Here is a 22,693-nt window from a genome sequence, read left to right on the forward strand (position 1 = left end):
TGATATGCGGGCGTTGACGTCTTCCACCGCCCTGCGTTGCCGAGATCGTGCCGAACTTTGACACATCGTGCCATTTTCAGAGTGACAGGCTGCGGGCTGCTACGTCAAGAGGGCTAGCGAGCCGCGGAGGAGCACGAAGAGCCCCGGCAGACGCGGATCCTCGACCGTCCTTGACATTCAACGAGACGCGAACGACACTACGATCGTGCCGCAAGGTAGAACGGCGTGCCAAAATATGACAGAGATCGCGGAAGAGGGCAATGGTGCCAGAGTCCGATAGTTCCCAGAACGGCCGCAGAGTCGTGGTGACGGGGGCCGCATCAGGCTTCGGAGCCGCGATTGCACGCCGATTCAGCGTCTCGGGGGCGCGAGTGGTCGTCGCCGACCTCGACGAAGACGGGGCCAAACAGGTCGCCGCGGAACTCCCCGATGCGGTCGCGATCGCCGTGGACGTCACCGTGCCCGAACAAGTTCAAGCGATGATCAACAAGAGCGTGGACGTCCTCGGCGGTATCGACGTACTGGTCAACAATGCGGGAGCAGCGCATCGCGCGGGGCCGATGATCGATCTCGAACCGGAGGTCTTCGACGCACAGTTCGCACTGAACCTGCGAAGTGTGTTCCTCGGTGTCAAGTATGCCGTCCCCCATATGCCCGACGGGTCCGTGATCGTCAATACGGCCTCGATCGGCGGACGCCGGCCACGCCCAGGGCTGACTGTCTACAACGCGGCCAAAGGGGGCGTCATCACCTTCACCCGCGGGCTCGCCGCGGAGCTGGCGCCTCGAATCCGAGTCTGTGCCGTCAATCCCGTGGGCGCTCAGACCGGGTTCATCCGCACCTCGCACGGAGTGGACAAGCTCACCGGCGAGACCCTTGCCGCATTTGTCAACGGCATACCGATGGCAAGGCTGGCCGTGCCCGAGGACGTCGCCTCAGCCGTGGAATACCTAGCCTCGCCAGAGGCCAGCTTTCTGACCGGTGTGTGTATCGACGTCGATGGCGGCCGCAGTATCCAGTGAGCCGTTCTGTGCAGGGCTTGATCAGCAGGTTAGGGAGAAGAATGAGTGTTGCGGAAGGCCTCGAGGGCAAGCGAGTGATCGTGACCGGCGCCGCCGGCGGCTTCGGTGCGGCAATCGCCCGGAAATTCGGTGCGGCCGGAGCCCGGGTCCTGGTCGCTGATCTCGACGGAGTCGGCGCACGCGATGTCGCCGGAACTATCGAGGGCGCCGTTCCACTCCAGGTGGATGTCACGTCATCGCTGCAGATTCAGACCATGGTTTCGACCGCGATGGACGCATTCGGCGGCATCGATATTCTGATCAACAACGCCGGCACAACGCATCGGTCCGGCCCCACGGTCGATCTAGACGTCAGGACCTTCGACGCTCAGGTTGCACTGAATGTTCGCAGTGTCTTTCTCGGTGCGAAATACGCCGTCCCGCACATGGAAGACGGTTCGGTGATTGTCAACACTGCTTCGATCGCCGGAAAACGCCCTCGGCCCGGCGTCGTCACCTACAACGCAACCAAGGGTGCGGTCCTCACCCTCACGCGTGGACTGGCCAACGAACTCGCGCCCCGGATTCGGGTAAATGCAGTCTGCCCAGTCGCCGCGCAGACGAACTTCATGACGAACGCATTCGGCGACGGCGGGCTCACCGGTGACATGTTCGACAAGATCGTTGGCGGCATTCCGATGGGACGCATAGCCGAGCCTGCAGACGTGGCATCGGCCGTGCTGTTTCTGTCCTCTCCACGCTCGAGCTTCCTGACCGGCGTCTGCCTGGACGTCGACGGCGGCCGCAGCATCCAGTAGCACCGAACGATTCCGACTATGGAGACCGGCAATGCGACGAAACATGCGTCGACCATCCGTCCACGACGGCCGGATCGCCGACAATTTAATGCTTCCCGCCGTCGAACACGACCACTTAACGCCGCCTGGTGATGAAACATGAATATGTACTCCCCCGTCGATCGAAACGATGGGCACGCCACTCCATCAGCAATCCCGATTGTAGTCTGTGATTCATTCTCCGCCATCTGCCAATCCGGCGACCTAATCGGCCGCGCAATCGATTCAGCCTGGCGTTCCTCTCGACGCCGATCGGAAATGCGACGTCTGAAGCGATGGCTTTCCGAGGAATCACCCGGCCGAGAAAACGACCCTCGGGAGTCCCGATTTCCTTAAAGTGAAAACTCCTGGCTCACTCCTGCTGGACGCGGATTGCTGGTACTGCGAGTGCGCGAGGCATGACTGACTCCAGTAGTGCAGCTAGTGTTTGCGGCGTGCGAAAGGACCGAAATCATGAGCTCGCAAACTTCAGCAGAGTCGGACGACCCTACCCAGACCAATCCGACCCAGCTGTCGGGGCTAGAGCTGCTACGCACCGCGATGTCGAAGGAGGCGGGCCTGCCGTTCTTCGGCGACCTGCTCGGTATGGAGTTAGAACTGCTCGAGTACGGCAGGGTGGTATTCGCGCTGCAGACCCGTCCTGTCTTCGCCAATTCGATGGGCACGACGCATGGCGGCATCTGCGCGACGCTGCTGGATTCGGTGATGGGCTGTGCCGTACACACGACGATGGACGCCGGGGTGGGTTGCGCCACACTCGAGCTGAAGATCAATTACATCCGCGCAGTCCCGACCGATGGTCACCGATTGACCGCGACCGGCACCACGATCCACGTCGGCCGCACCATCGCGACTGCTGAGGGGCGGGTTGTCGACGACCAAGGGCGCCTGGTCGCACACGCCACCACGACCTGTGTCATCTACCGCTGAACCCGGAACCGCATGGGGCGAGCGCACCTTCCGCGCGTCCTTGGCGCGAGTTCCGCTCAGCACCGGAGCGAGCGCGGCACCGCGGCGACGCTTCACAAGTTCCGTTGCGAACGGCTCATCGGCCGGTATCTGACCAACCCCCCGTCGGACTGCCAGCAACTTCGTGCCGCACTCCCCGAAGGCCGAATCACGGCACGATTCCGGGCGACCGGACACCCAGCGAACATCGTGCAAGTTACTATTGACTGCAGGTGACTTGCACAAGTAGCGTAGACGTGCATGTCATCTGGACCATCCGACCGCATTGAGATCGAGGAGCTCCTCAGTGATTGGCTCGCACAAGGCGACCATGACGAGCCCGCCGATTGGATCGTGAAGCTGTGCACTGAAGGGTTCGAGTTGTATGGGCCCTTCGAGCCGCGGCGTCAGTGGACCAACCTAGCGATCATCACTCGAGGCGTTCGCCACCGAGCGTGGGCACACGCCGCTCGAACTGGCGATGTCGTGGCTGGCCTGCCTGCCCAAGGTGGCAACTGTGATCGCCGGGGCGACCTCGTCGACGCCGGTGAAGGCCAACGCTAGTGCCGCCGGCTGGGTTCTGACCGACGCCGAGATGGCCGAGGCCGATCGGATCACGCTGTCGTAGGCGTCGGATTCGGAGTCGCCGTGCGCCGGTCTCGCGGTACGCACGATCACAGCTTCCGGCGCGCTACCGGAACCCGCATAACCAGGGAGAAGTGAATGCCGAGTCAGCAGTTTCACCCCGATTTGCGCGCCACCCGCTTCCTGCCGCGTATCACGGTTGGTCCGCGGAGCCTGCGGTTAGCCCGGCTGTTGGTGGCTGCCGGCGTCAGGCCGCGGCCTGACGCCGTCGTGGTCCCGGTCGAGCCAGGGGTGTCGGTGCGCGTCTTCCGACCCGCGAAAGACCAGTCCCGGACACCGGCATTGCTGTGGATGCACGGTGGCGGGTACGTCGTGGGTCTTGCAGCACAAGAAGATCCATTCTGCCGCCGGATCGCCGACCAGCTGGATATCGTCGTCGCCTCGGTGGAGTACCGCGTTGCGCCCGAATACCCCTTCCCGACGCCGCTGCACGACTGTTACGCCGCGTTGAGCTGGCTCGCGGGCCAGCCCGACGTCGATCCGCAGCGTATTGCGATCGGCGGCGCGAGCTCGGGTGGCGGCCTCGCCGCGGCGCTGGCGCTGCTCGCCAAGGAACGCGGCGAGATCCAGCCGGTCCTTCAGTTGTTGACCTATCCCATGCTCGATGACCGGACCACGACGCGCTTGGACATCGACCAACGTTCCCACCTCATATGGAGCGCCAAGAGCAACCGATTCGGGTGGCGGTCCTACCTCGGCCCGGCGTACGGCGGCGACGTGTCGCCACTGGCCGCACCCGCACGATCCGACGACCTCTCCGGTCTTCCACCGACCTGGCTCGGTGTCGGCACCTGCGATCTGTTCCATGACGAGAATCTCGCCTACGCCAAACGCCTCGAACAAGCCGGAGTCGACTGCACCCTCCACGTCACACCTGGCGCATATCACGGATTCAACGTGATCGAACCGAAAGCGCCCGTGTCACGGGCCTTCTCGCAATCCCAGATCACCGCGTTGGCAAGGGCGCTGAACAGCGATGAGACCGTCGGATGACCCATTACGACGTGCCGACCGGAAAGGGGCTACCGGATCGGCGTGCTCGAGCAGGGCCGCCGCTTCGCCGACGACGAGTCCGCGAAAACCTCGTGCCGCAGCAGCCGGATCTCAACATCCTTCGTCCCCGAGCGCCGGACGAGCCGACACAACCAGCCAAACAACCGAACCGTGATTAAGTACGTCAGTCGAAACAGCACGATCGGAGAGCATGACACGATCACCACAAGCGGGCCAGCGGCATCTACGACGTCGCCTACCTACTCTCCCAGGGCCTGGACACGACCGTCCGTCGCGGGCACGACCGCGAGTTGGTCGGCCGCTACGTCCGCGCCCGTATGGGCCACGGCGCTGGCGTCATAGGGATACCTCGGCAGGTCGTGGAGACCTACAACGTCGAGCTGTGGAATAAGCGGCGCTACGAGCTCGCTGACGAGCTCATTGCCGACGTCGTCATCCGTGACGAGATCGGGACCGTCGAAACCCTCACTCGCGAACAATCGCTACAACGGGCCGTCGATGTCTGGAGCAGGGTGGCACACCTCGAATTCACTCTGCTTCACGTGATCGCCGAAGGTGAGCTCGTCTCCATCTTGTATCAATGCCAATCGCGCACTCGTGACGGCAACGAGATCGCCATCGGCAGCATTGAGGTCTTCCGCGTTGTCGACGGCAGGATCAGCGAGGTCTGGAACGCCGCGCACACCTACGCCGAAGGGCACTGGCGCTTGGCGGACCAGTTCAGGTCCGCGCTGGTCAGGGGGCGGCCGGAGAGCGGGCTGCCGGGCTGGGCGCGGAGTCCGTCGAGCATGAGCGCCATGCAGCGGTCCGGGCCAACGCGTGCGACTTCGTCGTCGGTACTGGGGAGTTGCCGCAGGAGCAGCGCGAACAGCATCGCGACGTCACCGGTGTCGATGTCCTTGCGGAGCACGCCCTCGGCCTGCGCCTGGTGGACAACGGCGTCGAGTTCCCGGAGCAGCGCGTCGCGGAACTCGTCGGTCAGCACGTCCCCGGCCATCACCGACGCGGCCGCCGGGGACACCATCGCTAGCTGGACGCTCAGCTTCAGCTCCTGCGAATGCCGCAAGAACCGGACCAGCGCGTCCCAGGCCGTCGGCTCCTCGGCGATCGAGGCCCGCGCCTCCGTCAGGACGCGGGTGAAGTTGTCCCGGGCGACCGCGGCGACGAGCGCATCGCGATCAGGGAAACGGCGATAGAGGGTGCCGACCCCGACGCCCGCGGCCCGCGCGATCTCCTCCATCGACACGTCCAGGCCCTGGCGGGCGAAGATCTCCCTAGCTGCCGCGATGATCTGGTCCCGATTCCGGCGCGCGTCGACCCGCAACGGGGTCTCCGGGTCCGCTGGCATGTCACTCCCTCTCCGTTCTAGCAGTCGTCGTGTGTTTAGGAACCGGCGGCTTCCTCGAAATCAACCGCGAGGTAATCGCGCAGGAAGGACCGCTCGTCCAGATCGCTCGGCGGACCGGAGTAGGCCACCCCGCCCTTGCTCAGGAGCACGACGGAATCGCACATGTGCAACGCCCTGGAGACGTACTGCTCGACGAGCAGCATCGCCACGCCGGTCTTGGCCAGCGCGTCGAGTGCTTGGTAGATCTCGTCGACAACGAGCGGTGCGAGTCCCAAGGAGACCTCGTCGAGCATGATGATCTTGGCATTCCCGACGTAGGCCCGGGCGACACTGAGCATCTGCTGCTGGCCACCGGACAGATGACCCGCAACCTCGTTCAGGCGGGATTGCAGCGCTGGAAAGATCGCGAGCGCTCGATCAAGTGCCTCGCCCGGGTTGCCGCTGGAGCTCGGCACGGACAGCCGCAGGTTCTCGGCGACCGTGAGACTTCGAAAGATGCCGCGCCCTTCTGGAATGAGGCACAGTCCCAGCTCCGTCCTGCGATGAGGTGGAACCTTGGTTACGTCCCGTCCATCGACCAGGATCCGTCCCCTCGATGGGCGCACACTGCCAGACGCGCAGCGCAGAGCCGTCGTCTTTCCCGCCCCGTTCGGACCCAGCAGGGCAACGACTTCGCCGGCCCGCACACGGATGTCGACGTCCCGCAAGACGGTCGTCGACCCGTACCCCGCCGTCACCCCCGCGAGTTCGAGCACCGGCGCCGCGTCGGCGCTCGGGTCGTCGGCGAACATCGGACCCGGCGACCGCGTCCGGACGTTCGTCCGAGTCATGCCGGGGCTCGAGGGTCTCCCGTTGCGTCCTTCGACCTCACCGAGGTCCTCACCGAGATAGGCGTGTCGGACAATCTCGGAAGCCCTGATCTCCTGAGTTGTGCCGTCGAAGATCTGCTTGCCGAAGTCGATCACGTAGACGTGGTCGCACACCTGGTTCACCAACGCCATGTCGTGCTCGACGAGCAGAATGCCGACGCCGCGCTCGCGGACGACACGCTCCAGGATCTCACCGAGGTGCTGCGTCTCTCGGCGATCCAAACCTGAAGACGGTTCATCGAGCAGCAACACCTCGAACGTGCCCGCGACACAACGAGCCAACTCGACGTGCCGCCGCCAGCCCGTTGACAACGTCCCGACATGCGCATCCGCGAGCTCGGTAAGGCCACACAACGCAATCGACTCATCGGTCCGTTCGCGGATGGTCCTGCGTTGACGGGCACCAGTGAGGATGTGGCCGAGCGGGTTCCATCCGGCCAAGGCCGCCTCGCATCCCATCGCGATGTTTTGGCGGACCGTCAGCGACTCGAACAGCTCCATCTGCTGGAAGGTGCGTCCGAGACCACGTCGGGCTCGCGCCGGCGGCCCCAGATGATCGAGCCGGCGGCCGTCCATCCACACCGTTCCCGAGCTTGGACGCACGAGGCCGGAACAGACATTGAACAACGTCGACTTGCCGGCGCCGTTCGGACCGATCAGTCCGGTGATCGTCCCGACCGGAACCTCCAGATTGATCCGGTCGTTGGCGACCAGGCCCCCGAACCGCACGGTCACGTCTTCCACCTTCAGACCGGCAGCACTCGGTCGAACCGACTGTGTGAGATTCCGAACCGGTACGAGTGGCGGCGCCGGTACGAGGTCATGAGCTGCTGGCTTCTCGTCGCCGTTGAGCCGATGGAGCAACCGACGTATCGGCGCCGGCGCCTGGCGCGCGCTCCACAGCCGTATCGCGAACACAACGGCGGCGACGCCGAACAGCAGCGTCAACAGGTTCGTTATCGCTGCATCCTGCGTGACGTACGCCGGTACCAGTGTCTGCGCGGCGGCAGCCAACAGGGCATACCAGGGTGCGCCGCCGGGCATGATCATGGCCACCGCAAACAACTGCACCGAGAGAAACGGCAGGTAGTCCGCGCCCCCCGCAAGCGAAAGGGTCCCGCCCGCGAGCACCCCGGCCACCGCCGCCAACGACGCCGACACGCAGAACACCAGCACCAGACTGATGTTGATCGATGCACCCGAGGCGGCGAGGCCGGTCGGGCTGTCGGACATGGCTGAGAGAAGACGACCGAGGCGACTACGGGTGATGAACCCGACGAGGATCGCGACGGCCACCACGATCGCAAGGACGACGTAGTAGTAACCTGAGTCGCTTTCAAGGTCGACCCAGCTCAGGTGCGGCCGTGGGACGCTCAACGGGTACGACGCGCCGAACATGTAGGGCCGGCGGTAGAACATCTGCTGCAGCACGATGCCGAAGCCCATCGTGGCCAGCGCGAGGTAGAGACCCGGAAAGCGGATCGCCGGAATGGCAAGCAGCGCGCCGACCGGCGCCGTGATCAGTGCTGCCCCGACCAGCGCCACCGGCCACGGCCAATGTTGGTCGACCGCCAGGTGCGAGAAGGCAACGACGCCGATGGCCATAAAGCTGACATGGGCCAACGACACCTGCCCCGACAGACGCACGAGCAACCCGAGAGACAGGAACAGCACGACGTAGGCGAGAAAGATCGTCCAGTAGGCGAGATCGTACCCGGCAAACTGCGGGACCGCGGCCAGGAGCGCGAGGACAGCAACACTCGCACCAGCCCGCAGCTGCCACGGTGCCGGCCAGGAGGACCGCGGTCTCCGGATGAGGAAGCTATTTCCACTCGGACGCCGCAACCGCGGCGCGGCTATCAGCAAGGCGAACAGGATCAAGAACGGAAGACTCGGCGAGAGCCCAACGACGAGACCGGTCGACGATACGAAGTACTTCTGCAGGAATGCCTGACCCACGCCGATGCCGAGAGCGCCAAGGTAGGTCAACGGCAGGCTCGTGAACGCACCAACTGCGGCAGCACCGAAAGCGGTCACGACCAAGAACGTGAGTCCGATCGCATCCAGTGGCAGCAACGGCGCGAGGAGCACTCCGGACGCGGCGGCCATGGACGAACCGATGACCCACGCCAGACGGCGCACTCGAGCCGGCGAGGTGCCCACCACATCCAGCAGTTCGGGGTCGTCGACAACGGCGCGCATCGCCAGCCCGTTGCGCGCGTATCGCAAGAACAATGTCAACGTCACGACGGCGACCGCGCCGAGCGCAAAGATGATCACCTGCGACGCGGTGATTCGCACGCCCCAGATCGTGAACGGGTGCGCGGGCAGGAAGCTTTTGACTTCGCGGTCGGAGCCCGGCGGGTACAGCAACTGCACGGCGCCCTGGATCACCAGCAGCACGCCAACAGTGGCCAGCACCTTCGCGGCCAGCGTTGCTCCCTGTAGCCGACGAGCGACGAGCTCCAGCAGCACACCCATAATCGGGCCGGCGACGCCGACGCAGATGACTGCCGCGAGGGGCCACGGCATGCCCCTCTGCTCGTGCAGGAAGTAGAACAAGAATGCTGACGCGGTGGCCTGTGCCCCGTGAGCCAGGTTGAAGATCCCTGACGTCTTGTACGTCAGTACCAACCCAGTTGCCGCCAGGGCAAAGATCGACCCTGTCGTGAGACCGGCAATGATGAACGGGAGCACTACCTCTCCTCTCTAAGAACAAACTCACTGTGTGCCGCCCCGCAGGGCGGCACACAGCGTGTGGGGACGAGGACTGCCAATCACATCCGAGCAGCAGGCTCCGAGCGGCGGACTCCTCGCGAACTGCCACCAGCAGCAGACGCGCTGCCACCGACTTTCGCCAGCGGTCAGCCGGCCTTGGGAAGGAACGGGGCAAGCGCGGTCTCCGGCGCGCACCGCGCCTTGCCGCCGTTCAAAACGACCCGCTGACCATGACTGATCGTCCATTCGAAGGTGCACGTCGATATCGACGGGTGCGACTCGTCAAACGTCAAGGGCACACTCAAGCCGCCAAGCGTCTCGTCCCTGAACGTGTACAGCGCCTTCGTCAACGACGCCGACGTGATCGGCCCGTCGACCTTGCTCGCCGCCGTCACGATGGCCTGCCCCGCCACCCAAGCGAGCAACGGAAACGTGTCGCTGCCGACGGCAGCCGAGATGTCCGGAGCGTACTTCGCCATCGCATCCCGATACACCTTGATCGCGGGGTTCGCCGTGTCGAAATACGGCGCATCAAAATCGTTGACCAGAGCACCCTCGTAAGCGGGGTCAGTCACCCACGATGCAGTTCCGTTCGCTCCCGCCAGAAGCGGAACCGCGCGCACCCCCTGCGCAGCGCAATCGTCGATAACCCGCGAGATCACGGCATTGGCGTCCGCTATGTAGTAACTCGCGACCCCGGAGTTTTTGAGCTGCTGACAGAACGCAGTGAAATCCGGCTGAGCGGCCGACAGCTGCGCGACGAACCCGACCTGCACCCCGCCAAGGTCCTTCGCGAACGCCTTCAGCACATCGGCCAGCGATCCACAGTCAGGAACCTCGACGCAGAAACCGAAGCCGAAACTCGGACCGGCGGTCTTCGCCTCCCGAGCGATTTCGTAGCCCGCGGCGATCTCCGACGCCGATGTCTGGAAGCGGCCTGGGCCCGCGCTGTCGCCCACGCCACCGACAATGACAGGCACATTGTGGGCGCTGGCGTAGGGAAGCCACGTTTCCTGGCTGACATCGGCGCTGATGACCGCGACGACATGGTCCTGGCCGATCAACTCCTTGACCGCGGTCAACCCCGCCGGGCCGCCGGTCGAACCGACATCCTTCACGATGAGATTGACCTGGGAGCCGTGAATCCCGCCCGCATCGTTCACACTCTTGGCCCACGCGTTGATCGCCGGTTGAAACACGCCCGACGCGGACGCCGCAGCACCAGTGAAGCTACCGACAACTCCGATCACGACTGGGGTTCCTGCCGAGGAGCCTGAGTTGGCCGACGGCTTGCCGCCGGAACCGCACGCCGCGGTTATGAACAGCAATGCCACGCAGAGCGCAGCGAACTTTGACCTGGTCTTCATCTGCTGTGTCTCCTTTGACCAGCGGGAACGGCGATGTTCCCAGCTACGAATACGTCCCCACCATCGCGATGGGCTCGGCGAAGCGGTCCTGCCGACCGCCAGCGCGAGCGCCGACCGGCCTTCGCCAGGCACGTCGAGTGAGACACCTGCTCGCTGGCGCGCAGATTCTCTAGCTCGCGCGTGGCCTGGCCAGTGCTCATGAACATCACCTCGCAGTGAGGAGCGTCGATCTCGTGGCAGCGGAGACGGTCGTCGTTGTAGGTTTCGATCCGCAGCTGGGAGCGTCGAGCCGGGTGCCTCGTACATGCAAGCTACAGCATGACTCAAGTCACAGGCAATAGCGACCTACTCGCATATTTTCTCCAAGTCGCAGCAGACTTCACCCAGATCGCAGGCGGGTGCTCCCGACCGATCGACCGGCGCGGCTCGAGACGTCCAGGCCGCCTCGATGGTCGCCTGCGACAGGACTCAAAGGACTGCTCGCCATCCGCGGCATCAAGGTCTTATGCTCCGCCGGGGCGGCATCTGCAAGGTCTGGAGCGGCACGCACACCGACACCGAAATCGCAATAACGCGAACCGGATGACGTCCGTCGCGATCTCATTGCCCTGCCCGTCATGGGCAGCTAACCCTGGTCGGTACGGACGACGGCGCGATCGCCCCCGTCCTCCTACGGTCACGGATCAGGGGGTGGCGACCACGGCAATCGCCAGTGCGATCAGGAGAACGTCGGCCGCCGGCAGGACGACCAGGGCGATACCACCGAACACCTCGGCGATCCCGAGCGGCCGAACCTGGAATGATTTGCAAGGCAGGAGCGGACGGTTCTCGTCGCGGCCCCCTGCATGATCAGGAGATGCGTCAGAGCGATCGCCTCGCGTCGATCCAGGAGCTCTTGCGGGTTGGCCTCGTGGAAGGTTTCCCAAGGAACGAAGTAGCTCTCGTGGAACTTGGCCAAGGTAGCCTGCTCCATCGCCTGGCCGTTCGATCGTACTGCTGATCGGCGAGCATGCGAGGACGTAGTCGACCGTCGCATCGAGAGCCGGATTCTCCTGCCATGGCTGGACGTTGTAGCGAGGGTCGTGCGGCCGCATCGCCACGAACTCCGCCAGGTGGCCGCCCGTGAAGCTGCCGAAGACCCCGATCCGAGATGCATCCTGCACGCTTGCCGGATGCGGGTGCCTCGGGCGCGAGTGTCAGGTCCACGGCCACGACGAGGGCGCCGACCGAGGCGGGGACACGGTCGAGGTCCCGGCACCACGGGGAACGGTCCCGCCCTGCGGGCTGCTAGCTGCGCGCCGTCAGCGATCGCCCCTGCGCCGTACGGCGGTACTCGACCTCGCTCACTTCGTACTCGAACTTGACGCCGGGGTCGTAGGTCACCTCCAACACTGCGCTCCCTGACTAGGCGTCATATCCTGGTAGCGTTCGATCGAGCTTACGCAGGCATCCAGGCCAGGCCAACGCTCCGCCAACCCCGCGAGCAACCTGACTCCTGACCACATCCATCGAAGCGTCTGGAGCGAGCAACACGTTCTCCCGCCCGGCCGAAAGCGCCATCACCTGCTTCTTGCAGGCGTTTTCCAGAAGATACATTTCCATCCAGCATTCGGCGGCCGTCTTGCCGACCGCAAAGGTTCCGTGATTGCGCAGCAGCATGACGGTCTTGTCGCCCAGGTGCGCCACCATGTGCTCGCGCTCTTCGGGACTCACGGTAATCCCCTCGAAGTCGTGGTAGGCCAGCCTTGGCAGCACAACCAGGGCCTGTATCGACAGCGGCAGCAGGCCCTCCTTCTGCGAGGCAACCGCCACTCCATGATCGGTGTGCAGGTGCATGACGAACTGGGCGTCCTCACGCCCCCCATGGATCGCCGAGTGAGGCATAAAACCCGCCGGATTGACCCTGTGCGGCGTCTCCTGAAGGATGTTGGCGTCGAGATCGACTTTGATCAGCGATGAGGCGGTAATCTCTTCGAACAGCAGTCCGTAGGGGTTGATCAGGAAATGGTGCTCCGGCCCCGGAATGCGGGCGGAAATGTGCGTGTAAATGAGGTCGTCCCAACCGTTCATGGCCACCAGTCGATAGAGCGCTGCAAGCTCCACTCGCCGCTGCCATTCCTCCGCACTGACCTTGTCCTTCAGTGGCATCTCGCCAATGAGCGATCCGACCGTCATGACGCGCATCCCTTTCTGTGATGTCTCTTCAGGCTCGCGAACTCACCATCAAACGTCGGCGTCTCGTCGCCTCGCAGGACGCATAGCGCCCGGATGTACTCGTCCACGCGCTCACCCGCCGCTGGAACGGCACGCCGAGCATGTCGAACTCCTTCTTCATCCAGCCGGCGCCTGCACCGAGAAAGACGCGGCCGCCGCTGAACTGACCGAGCGTCGCCATATCCATGGTGGTGTAGCACGTTGCGCTGCGGGAGGATCGCCACACCGGTCGCCGGCTTGATCTGCTTTAGTGACCGCGGCGATGTACGCCAGCCAGGTGAAAAAGCAGCCCGGGATCGAAATGCTCGGCCCCTTTCTCCCCGTCGCCAAAGAGGAAGCTGGCTGCCATGATCCCGAACTTCATAGCACAACACTACATGCCCGCGCTCAAAAATGCCAGACACTAACTTACGCGAGCGACTTTCACCATGGCCATGCGCACCATCGCCCGATCCCGCCCTACCGACCCGTGCGGCCCCGTTCGTGATGGCAGTCCTCGGCGCTCGACTCGGCGGAGCGCGCGCGTCAACTATCCCTGTACTGCCCAGAACTCTGCGCATGGCCTCAGATACCAGAACCAAGATGATCTTGGCGTGACCCAGCCAGAGTTGGATGCTGTTCGCGCCCGCCTGGAAGACTTCGCGGGCGAGGACGGGCCAGCCTCGCCGTGTGTGGCGCGGCAGTACACCGGCACGGTAAGGCCGTACGGCCGGCATGGACACCACCTCAGGAAGGGTTCGCCGTCAGCCCAACGCCCGCTAGGTAAGGATCGAGGGCTGAGACTTCGGCAGCCGAGACGATGGCGCCCACATAGCCGTCCGGCCGGACCACCATCCAGTCGCCAGGCGAGAGGCCATAGGCGTCGCGCACATGGCCGCCATTGTCGATGAAGTCCGCGCACGGGCCGACGAAGTGGGTGCGAAGGCCTACGCGCGGTGCGATCGGCGATCGGCGGTCGGTTTCATACCCCAGCAGCGTCCAGTGCGCGCCGTGGAACAGGTTGAAGAGCCTGATCGACTGCCCCGCGGCGCCGAGAATCGGCGCATCAGGCGCACGGTCGCCTGCGGCGATGCCTGCGGAGCGTTGCGGCCTCTCCAAGCACAGCGAGGATGAGCGGTAGCCGAGGTCTAGCTGCTGGGTCGTGCGGCCGCGATTGCTTACGCCTCCCCGGAGCAGGTTCGTCGCAAGGGTTAGCATCCCGGCGGCGATCGGACGGCGCTCCTCCTCGTAGGTCGCCAGCAGCGCCTCAGGCGCACCGCCCAAAACCGCGGCCAGCTTCCAGCCAAGGTTGTACGCGTCCTGCACGCTGGTGTTCAGACCCTGACCACCGGTGGGCGGATGTATATGCGCCGCGTCCCCCGCCAGGAACACGCGGCCGACTTGGTAGTGATCGACGATGCGGGCGTTCGTGGCGTACACCGAAGCCCACGAGACTGATCGCAGCGCGATGTCGTCCCGCCGGCTCCGCTCCGCAACAAGTTTCGATAGGCCTTCCAGGGAAACGTCCGTCTCGCCCTCGACCGGAACGGGCCCCTGCAACTGGAACATGTCCGTTCCCATGAGGGGCGCCACCGCCAGGAACTCGCTTGGTCCCAGGATGTTGAACTGGTGCCAGACGCTCCTGTCAAGTCCCTCCAGCATGACGTCCGCGCAGAAGAAGGCAACGCCCAGGCTCTCGCCGGGGAACCCCAGGTCGAGCGTGCGCCGCACGAAGCTGCGGCCTCCGTCCGAGCCAACCAGGTAACGGGCTCTGACAATCTCTTCACCGTTCGCGCCAGCGAGGCGGGCGGTGACGCCCTCCGCGTCCTGATCGAACTCCTTGAGTTCGCGGCCGAACTCGACGCGGCGGCCAGACTCTGCCAGACGTTCGCGCATCGCGGCCTCGGTCAGGAACTGCGGCGACATCAGCCTCATGTGATAAGGCTCAGCTGCCGTCGGCTCCCCGGCGGGTGGCATCTGCATCAGCCCGGTGCTCCCGTCAGCGCGATATTCGAACAACGGGGGATAGCTCCCGCCGTTCGCGACGACGCGCTCGAGGATTCCAAGGTCCTCGAAGATTTCCTGACTGCGCGGCTGGACGCCCTTGCCCCGCGAGCCGGGGAACGGTGCGTCCAGCATTTCGACGAGCCGGAAGTCGACGCCACGCCGGGCAAGCTCGATGCCCAGGGTCAGTCCGGCGGCACCGGCGCCGCAGATCAATACCTCGGTGGTGGAGTGGGGCGTCATAACCGTCCTCGGTTGTATTCTCCGGCCAATGGGTGAGGCCGGTTCGTCCGAAAATCATGAACCGGCTGAGATTTCCCGAAGGGCGCCAGTTGCCGCGAGCGTTGACGGTCGTCAGCCCGACCGGCCCGGGATCTTGACTTCCGTGTATTCCGCCGGCACGGCATGGCCGAAGCCGGGGGGCAGCGAGGCCCAGAAATCGACGATCTCGGCGGCATAGGGCTTGGGATCCACCATGGTCCGATCGAGGAACGGCGCCACGACGTCCATTAGCGGCTCTATGAGACTCTTTATTCTCCAAAGCGCGTGCGAGTAAGTCGAGAACAGGTGCAGGTCCGAGACGGCGCCGACCCTGGACAGAGCCTGCTGTATGGTGATGCTGCCGACGCAAGATAGCTGGATATCTTCTACGCCGTGGCAGAAGCATGATGGCGGGAAGCCGGGGTGCACAAAGGTTATCGGGCTGGCGTCGCGGAGGTCCTGCGTCGGCACGGGCTCCGGTCCAAATAGGCTCCATGCCGGCGTGTAGCCCCGCTCGTACTGGCCGGCCTGGACCCCAATTATCGGTTCACACGGGACCACCGCATTGAGCGGCACCCGACCCAAGTTGTCCTTGGCGGCGGCGCCGTCCGGATCGCCCGCCGCCAACGCCGCCAGATGCGCACCGGCGGAATAGCCCAATGCAGCGATACGATCGGGCTCGATCCCCAAAGCGTCCGCGTTGTCCCGGACCCACTTGATTGCCGCGCGGACGTCGCGGATTTGGGCAGGCCACGGGTGGTCGGGGATCAGCCGGTAGTCGGCGACCACCGCGGTGAATCCACGTTTGACAAGCGCCTCAGCGTGCGGCGCGAGGTCCGAGCGCGAGCCAACCCGCCAGCCACCGCCGTGAAGCATGAGCACCGCGGCGCGCTTGCCGGAGTCATCGGGTTGGTAGACATCCAGAAGCTCCGGCGTCTCCGGGAGGGCGTAGGCGATACCAGTCTGCGTCTTCATTGACACTTCCTCGTAAGAAGTCCCTCAAGCAGCTCGGCCAACAACCTGCCAGTCACTTGAATGTGCCTGTGCAACTATAATCCAAGTAAGTGTTGACTGCAAGTGCAGGGCACAATTATCTTGAGCTGCGTACCGATCGTCGTCGTCTCAGGTGCGACCGCAGCGCCTCCCCCGACCATCGGCGCGTTCTAGTTCGGCGGCGCCGCGACCGGACAAGCCGACACCGACCGGAACTGTCACAGTTCGGAGAGGCAAGATGACCGCTACCGCCGAGGCCCGGAGCATTGTGTTCTTCCATGCCGATGACGACGTCGCGTGGTTGCCGTCGTGATCGGTCGAGAAGCGATCAACGTCGACACCGCCGAGGCTTGGCCACACGTCGCCAGCATGCAGGGGCCTGGACTCATCACCGGGTGTGAGGCCCGCGACACGCTGTCGATCCGGGATGGCGAAGGCGAAGTTCCTCGCGCCGGGCAACATCAACGAAGTCCGCTCGGCGACCTACCGCCTTTATCCAACGCCGTCGCCGCCGACGACCCGACCGCCGAGTTCGGCACAACCGACCACGCCAGGACATCCCGCTTTCCACCTGCCTGAAATTGAGGCCGCCAATGTTGATCATCGATTCGCAGATCCATCTCTGGGACTCTGGCCAGCCGCCGCCGCATCATCGTCAAACGCCGCATCTCGCAGAGGTGGCCCTCGATGACATGAATGCGGCGGGCGTCACCGCCGCGATCAACTCCCCTCCCCCATTCGATGTGAACTCCCGCTATGCGATTGAATCCGCGCGACGCTTTCCCGACCGTTTTGCGACGACCGGCTCGCTCGACCTAAGCCGCGCCGAGGCTCCCGACCTGGTGCGGCGCTGGCGCTCACAGCCCGGCATGATCGGTTTCAGGTTCCTCTGCGGCCTCGAGGACGAACGGAGTTGGCCGACAGACGGGACCATGGATTGGTTCTTGCCGCTCGCCCAGGAACTGGGTCTGCCGGTCGCGCTTGGCGGCCCGTTCGTGCTGCCTCACGTCGAGCGGTGGGCCGCTCAGTACCCGGACCTCAAGTTGACCATCGACCACTTTGGCATTGTCGGTCTCACGCCAAGCCGGGGATTGATACAGCACGACGACCTGCTGTCATGGAGCCGCTTTCCCAATGTCTCCGTCAAGATGTCGGGGGCACCAGACTATGCGCGTGAAGATGAATACCCGTTCAAAAGCATGCACGATACTATCCGTCTCCTCTACGACGCTTACGGTCCCGAGCGTCTGTTCTGGGGAACCGACATCACCCGCCTGGACAATTGCACCTGGCGCCAGGCTGTCACCATGTTCACCGAAGAGCTGCCGTGGCTGTCGGATACCGACAAGACCCTCATCATGGGCGAGGCACTCTGCCGCTGGTTCAGCTGGTGGCCATCGCTGCCACCAGCTGCGCGGCCAGAGGGGGCAGGGCGATGACGAACGCATCCGCGGTCTCCCAACGGTCCGCGTTGCTCGAGAGGTTCACGGCGCCTGGCCAGCGGTTCGAGATCGGCGAGCGGATGGTCCGCGGCGTCCCGATGCGGGTCTATACGACGGGGCCGCAGACGCTACGTGAGATCGCGCTGGCAAGCAGGGCGTTCGGGGATCGACCGTTCCTCGTCTACCGGGACGAGCGCTGGACCTATGCCGAACAGGCCGGGATCATCGCCGGACTCGCGCGGTGCCTGGAGGAGGAGTACGGCCTGCGTAAGGGCGACCGGGTGGCCATCTCCATGCGCAACTACCCGGAGTGGACGCCGGTCTTCTGGGCCACGCAGGTCCTCGGACTCGTGCTGGTGCCGCTCAATGCTTGGGGGACGGCGGCGGAGCTGCGCTACGCGCTCGCCGACGCCGGCGCTAGGTTCTTCATAGGCGACGCCGAACGGGCCGCGTTGCTCGCGCCCCACCTCGAAGAGCTCGGCCACATCCCGTTGATCGAGGTGCGCGGGAGCGGACGGCCCGCGCCGGGCGTGCGGAAGTGGGACAACCTGCTCGCCTCGCTCGACCTGGCGGCAACACCGCCGGACGTCGAGGTCAATCCCGACGACGACTCGACCATCCTCTACACCTCGGGAACAACAGGCCAGCCCAAGGGCGCAATCGGTACCCATCGCAACCACTGCACGAACGTGCGCAACGTGCTGCTCAACGCGTTCGTGAGCGCCACGATCGGCGCCGGCGGCGAACCGCCGGCGCCGGATCCGGACGCCCCGCAACCGGGAACGCTGTGCACGTTCCCGCTCTTCCATATCGCTGGCATCACAGCCATCAGCGTTGCGCCGTTGACCGGAGCGAAGCTCGCCACGCAGTACAAGTGGGACCGCGAGGAGGCCCGCGCACTGGTCCGGCGCGAGCAGCTGACCAACGTAGCCGGCGTGCCCACCGTGATCCGTCAGCTCATCGAGGATGCCGCCGCCCACCCTGAGGACTACGCGAGCGTGACCGGAATCGCCATGGGCGGCGCCCCTATCCCCCCGGTCCTTGTCGACCGGGTGAATGCGACCTTCGACCGGCCGGTCGCCCCTGGCAACAGCTACGGGCTCACCGAGACCACCTCGGCCGTCGTGGCCCACTCCGGCTCCGACTACCTGTCCAGGCCGGACAGCGTCGGACGCTGCCTCCCCGGGACCGATATGCGGGTCGTCGATCCGGCCACCAGCGAGGATATGGCGGAGGGCGAGGTCGGCGAGCTGTGGTTCCGTGGCCCGAGCATCGTCCGCGGCTACTGGAACAACCCTGAGGCGACCGCCGCGGCCTTCACCGACGGCTGGTTCCGCACTGGGGATCTCGGCCGGGTCACCGACGGCTGGGTCTATGTCATGGACCGGATGAAGGACATGCTCATCCGCGGCGGGGAGAACATCTACTGCGCCGAGGTCGAGGCCGCGCTCTTCGAGCATCCGGCGATCGAGGACGCGACGATCGTCGGTGTACCGCACGAGTCGCTCGGCGAGGAGGCGGTCGCGATCGTCGTCCCGCGTGAGGGCGCGACCCTCACGGCCGAGGACGTCCAGCAACATGTCGCCAACCAGCTGGCATCGTTCAAGGTCCCCGCCCACGTCGTTTTCCGGTCCGAACCCCTGCCGCGCACGCAGACCGGCAAGGTGCTCAAACACGAGCTGCGTTCTGTGCTCGCAGCGCAGGTGAGGCCGCGATGAGCGACAAGATGGATGCCATTCCCGAGGAAGGCCACGTCGGGGGGTGACCGGTCGTTCTGCTCGGGCGGCGATGCGCCGGAACTGATGAACGGCGGCGAGGGCGTGGCCCCGAGGCCCGCGCCGCTGTTCACCCTGGCCGCCGACGCGCTGCTGCGCGCTGACGTGCCAATTGTCGGCGCGGTGTCGGGCTGGCTGTCAAGTGGGCATGGAACTCACGCTCCTGGCCGGTGATCGTTCCTGGAGGAGCGGGAGCTGCCCCCACACGACAACCGCTTGGCAGCGAGGATCCACGACGCTGCCCCCTGCGTTCGGTGCCGAGATCATCAGCAGACCGGCGAGGTGTTGGGCACTGGCGCGCATCGTGTCGAGCAGGCCGACCGAAGCCCGCGGTGAGTAGACTATGCGAGAGACTAACATCTGCAAGTCTGAGAGGCAGGAGTCCGCAGTGGCCGAGAATACCGATGTCCGACCGGCATTGGGCCGGCGTGACCGAAAGCGCCTCGAGACGCGAAACGTCTTGGCGGCAGTGGCACTCGAACTCTTTGCCGAACGGGGTTTCGACGCGGTCACCGTGAACGACATCGCCGATCGAGCCGATGTCGACCCCTCGACCTTCTACCGCCACTTCACCACCAAGGAAGCGGTGATTTTCGCGGACCTCGGCGACAGGACAGGCCGGATCGGCGACGCTATCCGCGCCCAACCGGTCGGCCGGCCCCTGCTGGAGACCCTGCGCGCCGGCGGCAAGGACCTCGCCGCGATGCTGCTGCTCGACATCGGCATCGAGCGCCGCCGCGCCGAACTCATCGAGTCCACGCCCAGCGTCCGGGCCCAGGGGCTCGTGGTTCGCGAGGCGCTGATCGAGGAGATGACGCTGGCCGTCGCCGACCGCATGGCCGTTGACCCTGCCCGTGACGGCCGCCCGTACCTGCTCGCCGCATCCTGGATCCTGGCCGCCAACTGGTATCGCCGCCATGTCATGCAGACCGGTGACGCGCCCGGCTCCGCCGACGAGGCAGTCGATCGAGTCACCGACCTTGTTCAGAATTTCATCGCCGTGGTGGCCTGAACAGCTACGCAGAACTAGTCGGAGTTTCCTGGATAAGTTGATCTTCCTGAGTGTATGCGCAGGTCATGATGCATATTGATCATGAAGTTTTCTATGACCTAAGTCTGTAGAGCCCAGCGGTCTAGGTGGAAAATCGCTGCGAGCTGATGTTGCTAGGGAGCGGTCGCGGTGAGCATGCAGCGCACTGTGGGTCGCCCGCCGGCGGACGGGTAGATCAGCACGCTTTCTTCGATGCCGGCCAGCTGGCTCAGAAGTTCACGCACCGACAAGCGCAGGCCGCCACGGCGGGCTTCGCGGCGCATCAGGTGGGCCAGCTGCAGGCCGGGGACGCGGGCGAACAGGTGCACCCGGATGGTGTGGTCGGTCCAGTGGTGCATCGGTGCGTATGACACGACGTGGCGGTCTTTGAGCTGGCTGAAGGAAAACTCGGCATCGGATTGGGAACGGTAGCCGGCCACGACCTCGGCCACGGGCCAGTCCTCGCGGTCGATGATGAGGACCCGTTTGCCGAACACCTCGGCTTCCAGTGCGGCGCCGGCGGCGGTGTCGATGGTGAACGTCAGCCGGTGCTGTGCGGCTCCGCCGCAGGGCTCGCCATGGTCACGGATGCTTTTCGTTGGGCGGTGCGGCGGCGACTACGTTCCGAAGTGGGGGTAGTGCGCCGACGGTGATCTCGACGACGTCGCCGGGGGAAAGGAAGCGGCCGCTGACGAATCCGACGCCCGCGGGTGACCCGGTGAGAATCACGTCGCCGGGATGCAGCACGACCGTCTTGGAAATGGTAGCGACGATCTCGGGTAGCCCGAAGATCAGCTCGTCGGTGTCTGCATCCTGGCGCACCTCGCCGTTGACCGTCGTCCTGATCGACAACGTCCCGCGCGCCTCGTCACCGCTGATCAGTCCGGGACCCAGCGGCTTGAACGAGGGGAAAGTCTTGGCGGCCGCGTAGTCCTTGTTGGGCCGCTTCTCCATCTGCACGTCCCGAGCGCTCACGTCATTGGCCGCTGTGACCCCAGCGATGAAGTTCCAGGCCGACGCCGGGTCGATGTCGTGGGCCTCTCGCCCGATGACGATGGCGACCTCGCCCTCGTAGTCCACCTGCGCCGGCGCCTCGGCCGGCAGCACGATCGGGGTCCCCGGTCCCCCGGCCGCCTCGACGCGATCGCTGACGAGGAACACGAGCGCCTTGGGGGCTGGCTGCCCGATCTCCTCAAGATGCGAGCGGTTGTTGCGCCCGGCGAGAATGATCTGCGCTGGCACAGTCGGGGCGAGCAGCACCGCGTCGGACAGGGCGAGACGCTCCCGCTCCGGTGCGTCGGCGGCGTTACCGGCCATGGCCCACTCGACGACGTCGGCCGTCCCGTCGAGGATGACCAGCTCGTCGCCCTCGCGGCGGGCCGCACCCAAAGTCGTCTGGAAGAGTTGCATGGGGTCAGGCCGCCCGCGCGCCGATGACGGGTGTGATCGTGCGCAACGCGAGACGAACGATCATCCTCTGCTCGATCTCCTCGCGCTCAGACAGTGCAATTGACATGCAATTAACTTACTCATGCTATTAACTAGCAGTCAAGAGTTAATTGCATGATTGGGGTGAGCGGCGCGGCGGGACCCCAACCTCGCTTGGCAACACTGCGCGAGGCCAGGCCGGCTGGCCGGCCGGGCGAGCAGGTACGAGCGACCGTCGCGGTCCAGCTCAACGTCCATGTGGTCGGCGGCAGTCGAGATCGCAGCGGCCAAAGCCTCAGCAACGACAGCAGAGCGACGCGACGAGCCATCGCGTCAATACGCTACTATGATGGACTTGCAATTGACTTGTATATGCGATTTACTGCTGTAACTATGCGATAAATGGTTTATGATACACAAACCTTCTATGAAGGGGCAGTGAAGTGATGCACCTCCTGCACATCGACTCGAGCATCCAGGGCAACCGGTCCGTCACCCGCAAGCTCACCGCGCGCGCCGCGGACGTCTGGCGCACCGCGCACCCCCGAGGCACCTTCACCTACCGGGACCTGGGCACCAACCCCGTCCCACACCTCGACGCGATCACCGGCCCGGCCCGGCTACTGCCCGCGGAGCAGCACGACTCGGCCCAGGCCGCATCGTGGGCGCTCAGCGAAGAACTGGTCAACGAGATCAAGGCAGCAGACACCGTCCTGCTCGGACTTCCGCTGTACAACTTCGGACCCCCCAGCAGCGTCAAGGCCTGGGTGGACCACCTCATCGCGTCCGGACTATCCGTC

The 22,693-nt window shown here is 65.0% G+C and carries 21 protein-coding genes and 1 pseudogene; 12 read left to right on the plus strand and 10 right to left on the minus strand.

Translation table 11 applies throughout. The features are described from left to right. Nucleotides 1-260: 260 nt before the first annotated feature. The 5 genes from JWQ81_RS23750 to JWQ81_RS23770 all read left to right on the plus strand — a co-directional run bounded on the left by JWQ81_RS23750 (nt 261) and on the right by JWQ81_RS23770 (nt 4,444). Nucleotides 261-1,022 carry an SDR family oxidoreductase gene (locus JWQ81_RS23750; protein WP_297544709.1) on the plus strand — a complete coding sequence of 254 codons (762 nt, stop codon included), beginning with the start codon at nt 261-263 and terminating at the stop codon, nt 1,020-1,022. Between the two features lie 41 nt (nt 1,023-1,063). After that, the gene (locus JWQ81_RS23755) at nt 1,064-1,819 is read left to right on the plus strand and encodes a glucose 1-dehydrogenase (protein ID WP_297544710.1); all 756 of its coding nucleotides are present in this window, start codon (nt 1,064-1,066) and stop codon (nt 1,817-1,819) included. Between the two features lie 492 nt (nt 1,820-2,311). Continuing rightward, a complete protein-coding gene (locus JWQ81_RS23760; RefSeq protein ID WP_297544711.1) occupies nt 2,312-2,788 on the plus strand; it encodes a PaaI family thioesterase in 477 nt (158 codons plus the stop codon). Nucleotides 2,789-3,287: 499 nt separating this feature from the next. Beyond that, nucleotides 3,288-3,434 carry a hypothetical protein gene (locus JWQ81_RS45075; RefSeq protein ID WP_366942330.1) on the plus strand — a complete coding sequence of 49 codons (147 nt, stop codon included), beginning with the start codon at nt 3,288-3,290 and terminating at the stop codon, nt 3,432-3,434. A 95-nt stretch (nt 3,435-3,529) separates the two neighbouring features. Beyond that, entirely contained in the window at nt 3,530-4,444 is a 915-nt protein-coding gene (locus tag JWQ81_RS23770) for an alpha/beta hydrolase (RefSeq protein ID WP_297544713.1), read from the plus strand. Between the two features lie 260 nt (nt 4,445-4,704). Here JWQ81_RS23770 and JWQ81_RS23775 read toward each other — a convergent pair whose 3' ends face one another. Then, nucleotides 4,705-4,944 carry a hypothetical protein gene (locus JWQ81_RS23775; RefSeq protein WP_297544714.1) on the minus strand — a complete coding sequence of 80 codons (240 nt, stop codon included), beginning with the start codon at nt 4,942-4,944 and terminating at the stop codon, nt 4,705-4,707. On the opposite strand from JWQ81_RS23775, the pseudogene JWQ81_RS45080 reads away from it, so the two are divergent. Beyond that, nucleotides 4,885-5,082, plus strand: a pseudogene (locus tag JWQ81_RS45080) (hypothetical protein); the annotation flags it as partial. The gene JWQ81_RS23775 and the pseudogene JWQ81_RS45080 overlap by 60 nt on opposite strands. A gap of 68 nt (nt 5,083-5,150) precedes the next feature. Here the strand turns inward: JWQ81_RS45080 and JWQ81_RS23780 are convergent. The 7 genes from JWQ81_RS23780 to JWQ81_RS23810 all read right to left on the minus strand — a co-directional run bounded on the left by JWQ81_RS23780 (nt 5,151) and on the right by JWQ81_RS23810 (nt 16,200). Continuing rightward, nucleotides 5,151-5,813 carry a TetR/AcrR family transcriptional regulator gene (locus JWQ81_RS23780; RefSeq protein WP_297544715.1) on the minus strand — a complete coding sequence of 221 codons (663 nt, stop codon included), beginning with the start codon at nt 5,811-5,813 and terminating at the stop codon, nt 5,151-5,153. 35 nt (nt 5,814-5,848) lie between these two features. Beyond that, on the minus strand, nt 5,849-9,379 hold the full coding sequence (locus JWQ81_RS23785) for an ATP-binding cassette domain-containing protein (RefSeq protein WP_297544716.1): 3,531 nt from the start codon (nt 9,377-9,379) through the stop codon (nt 5,849-5,851). A 167-nt stretch (nt 9,380-9,546) separates the two neighbouring features. After that, nucleotides 9,547-10,767, minus strand: coding sequence for an ABC transporter substrate-binding protein (locus JWQ81_RS23790; RefSeq protein ID WP_297544717.1), 1,221 nt, complete (start codon nt 10,765-10,767; stop codon nt 9,547-9,549). Nucleotides 10,768-12,171: 1,404 nt separating this feature from the next. Next, nucleotides 12,172-12,942, minus strand: a complete 771-nt coding sequence (locus JWQ81_RS23795) for a class II aldolase/adducin family protein (protein ID WP_297544718.1) — start codon at nt 12,940-12,942, stop codon at nt 12,172-12,174. A gap of 28 nt (nt 12,943-12,970) precedes the next feature. After that, nucleotides 12,971-13,162: an LLM class flavin-dependent oxidoreductase gene (locus JWQ81_RS23800; RefSeq protein ID WP_297544719.1), complete on the minus strand. Its 192-nt coding sequence runs from the start codon at nt 13,160-13,162 to the stop codon at nt 12,971-12,973. 545 nt (nt 13,163-13,707) lie between these two features. Beyond that, a complete protein-coding gene (locus JWQ81_RS23805) occupies nt 13,708-15,207 on the minus strand; it encodes an FAD-dependent oxidoreductase (RefSeq protein WP_297544720.1) in 1,500 nt (499 codons plus the stop codon). A gap of 111 nt (nt 15,208-15,318) precedes the next feature. Beyond that, nucleotides 15,319-16,200, minus strand: a complete 882-nt coding sequence (locus JWQ81_RS23810; RefSeq protein WP_297544721.1) for an alpha/beta hydrolase — start codon at nt 16,198-16,200, stop codon at nt 15,319-15,321. A gap of 327 nt (nt 16,201-16,527) precedes the next feature. Here JWQ81_RS23810 and JWQ81_RS23815 point away from each other — a divergent pair, with 327 nt between their 5' ends. From JWQ81_RS23815 to JWQ81_RS23835, 5 genes are all read left to right on the plus strand, one after another. Beyond that, nucleotides 16,528-16,797, plus strand: coding sequence for a hypothetical protein (locus JWQ81_RS23815; RefSeq protein ID WP_297544722.1), 270 nt, complete (start codon nt 16,528-16,530; stop codon nt 16,795-16,797). Nucleotides 16,798-16,811: 14 nt separating this feature from the next. Beyond that, complete coding sequence (locus tag JWQ81_RS23820) at nt 16,812-17,657, plus strand: amidohydrolase (RefSeq protein WP_297544723.1); 846 nt, start codon at nt 16,812-16,814, stop codon at nt 17,655-17,657. After that, complete coding sequence (locus JWQ81_RS23825; protein WP_297544724.1) at nt 17,654-19,378, plus strand: class I adenylate-forming enzyme family protein; 1,725 nt, start codon at nt 17,654-17,656, stop codon at nt 19,376-19,378. The genes JWQ81_RS23820 and JWQ81_RS23825 overlap by 4 nt, the downstream gene beginning before the upstream one ends. 12 nt (nt 19,379-19,390) lie before the next feature. Beyond that, nucleotides 19,391-19,609 (plus strand): hypothetical protein, encoded by a 219-nt coding sequence (locus tag JWQ81_RS23830; protein ID WP_297544725.1) that lies wholly within the window; start codon nt 19,391-19,393, stop codon nt 19,607-19,609. A 169-nt stretch (nt 19,610-19,778) separates the two neighbouring features. Then, nucleotides 19,779-20,447 (plus strand): TetR/AcrR family transcriptional regulator, encoded by a 669-nt coding sequence (locus tag JWQ81_RS23835; protein ID WP_297544726.1) that lies wholly within the window; start codon nt 19,779-19,781, stop codon nt 20,445-20,447. Nucleotides 20,448-20,599: 152 nt separating this feature from the next. Here the strand turns inward: JWQ81_RS23835 and JWQ81_RS23840 are convergent, their stop codons facing one another. Continuing rightward, a complete protein-coding gene (locus JWQ81_RS23840) occupies nt 20,600-20,962 on the minus strand; it encodes a hypothetical protein (RefSeq protein WP_297544727.1) in 363 nt (120 codons plus the stop codon). Between the two features lie 85 nt (nt 20,963-21,047). Next, nucleotides 21,048-21,875, minus strand: coding sequence for a fumarylacetoacetate hydrolase family protein (locus tag JWQ81_RS23845; RefSeq protein WP_297544728.1), 828 nt, complete (start codon nt 21,873-21,875; stop codon nt 21,048-21,050). Nucleotides 21,876-22,336: 461 nt separating this feature from the next. Here JWQ81_RS23845 and JWQ81_RS23850 point away from each other — a divergent pair. After that, nucleotides 22,337-22,693 (plus strand): NAD(P)H-dependent oxidoreductase (locus JWQ81_RS23850; protein WP_297544729.1); only part of this gene is annotated, 357 nt, incomplete at its 3' end.

Source organism: Amycolatopsis sp. (assembly GCF_025464955.1).
Lineage (GTDB): Bacteria > Actinomycetota > Actinomycetes > Mycobacteriales > Pseudonocardiaceae > Amycolatopsis.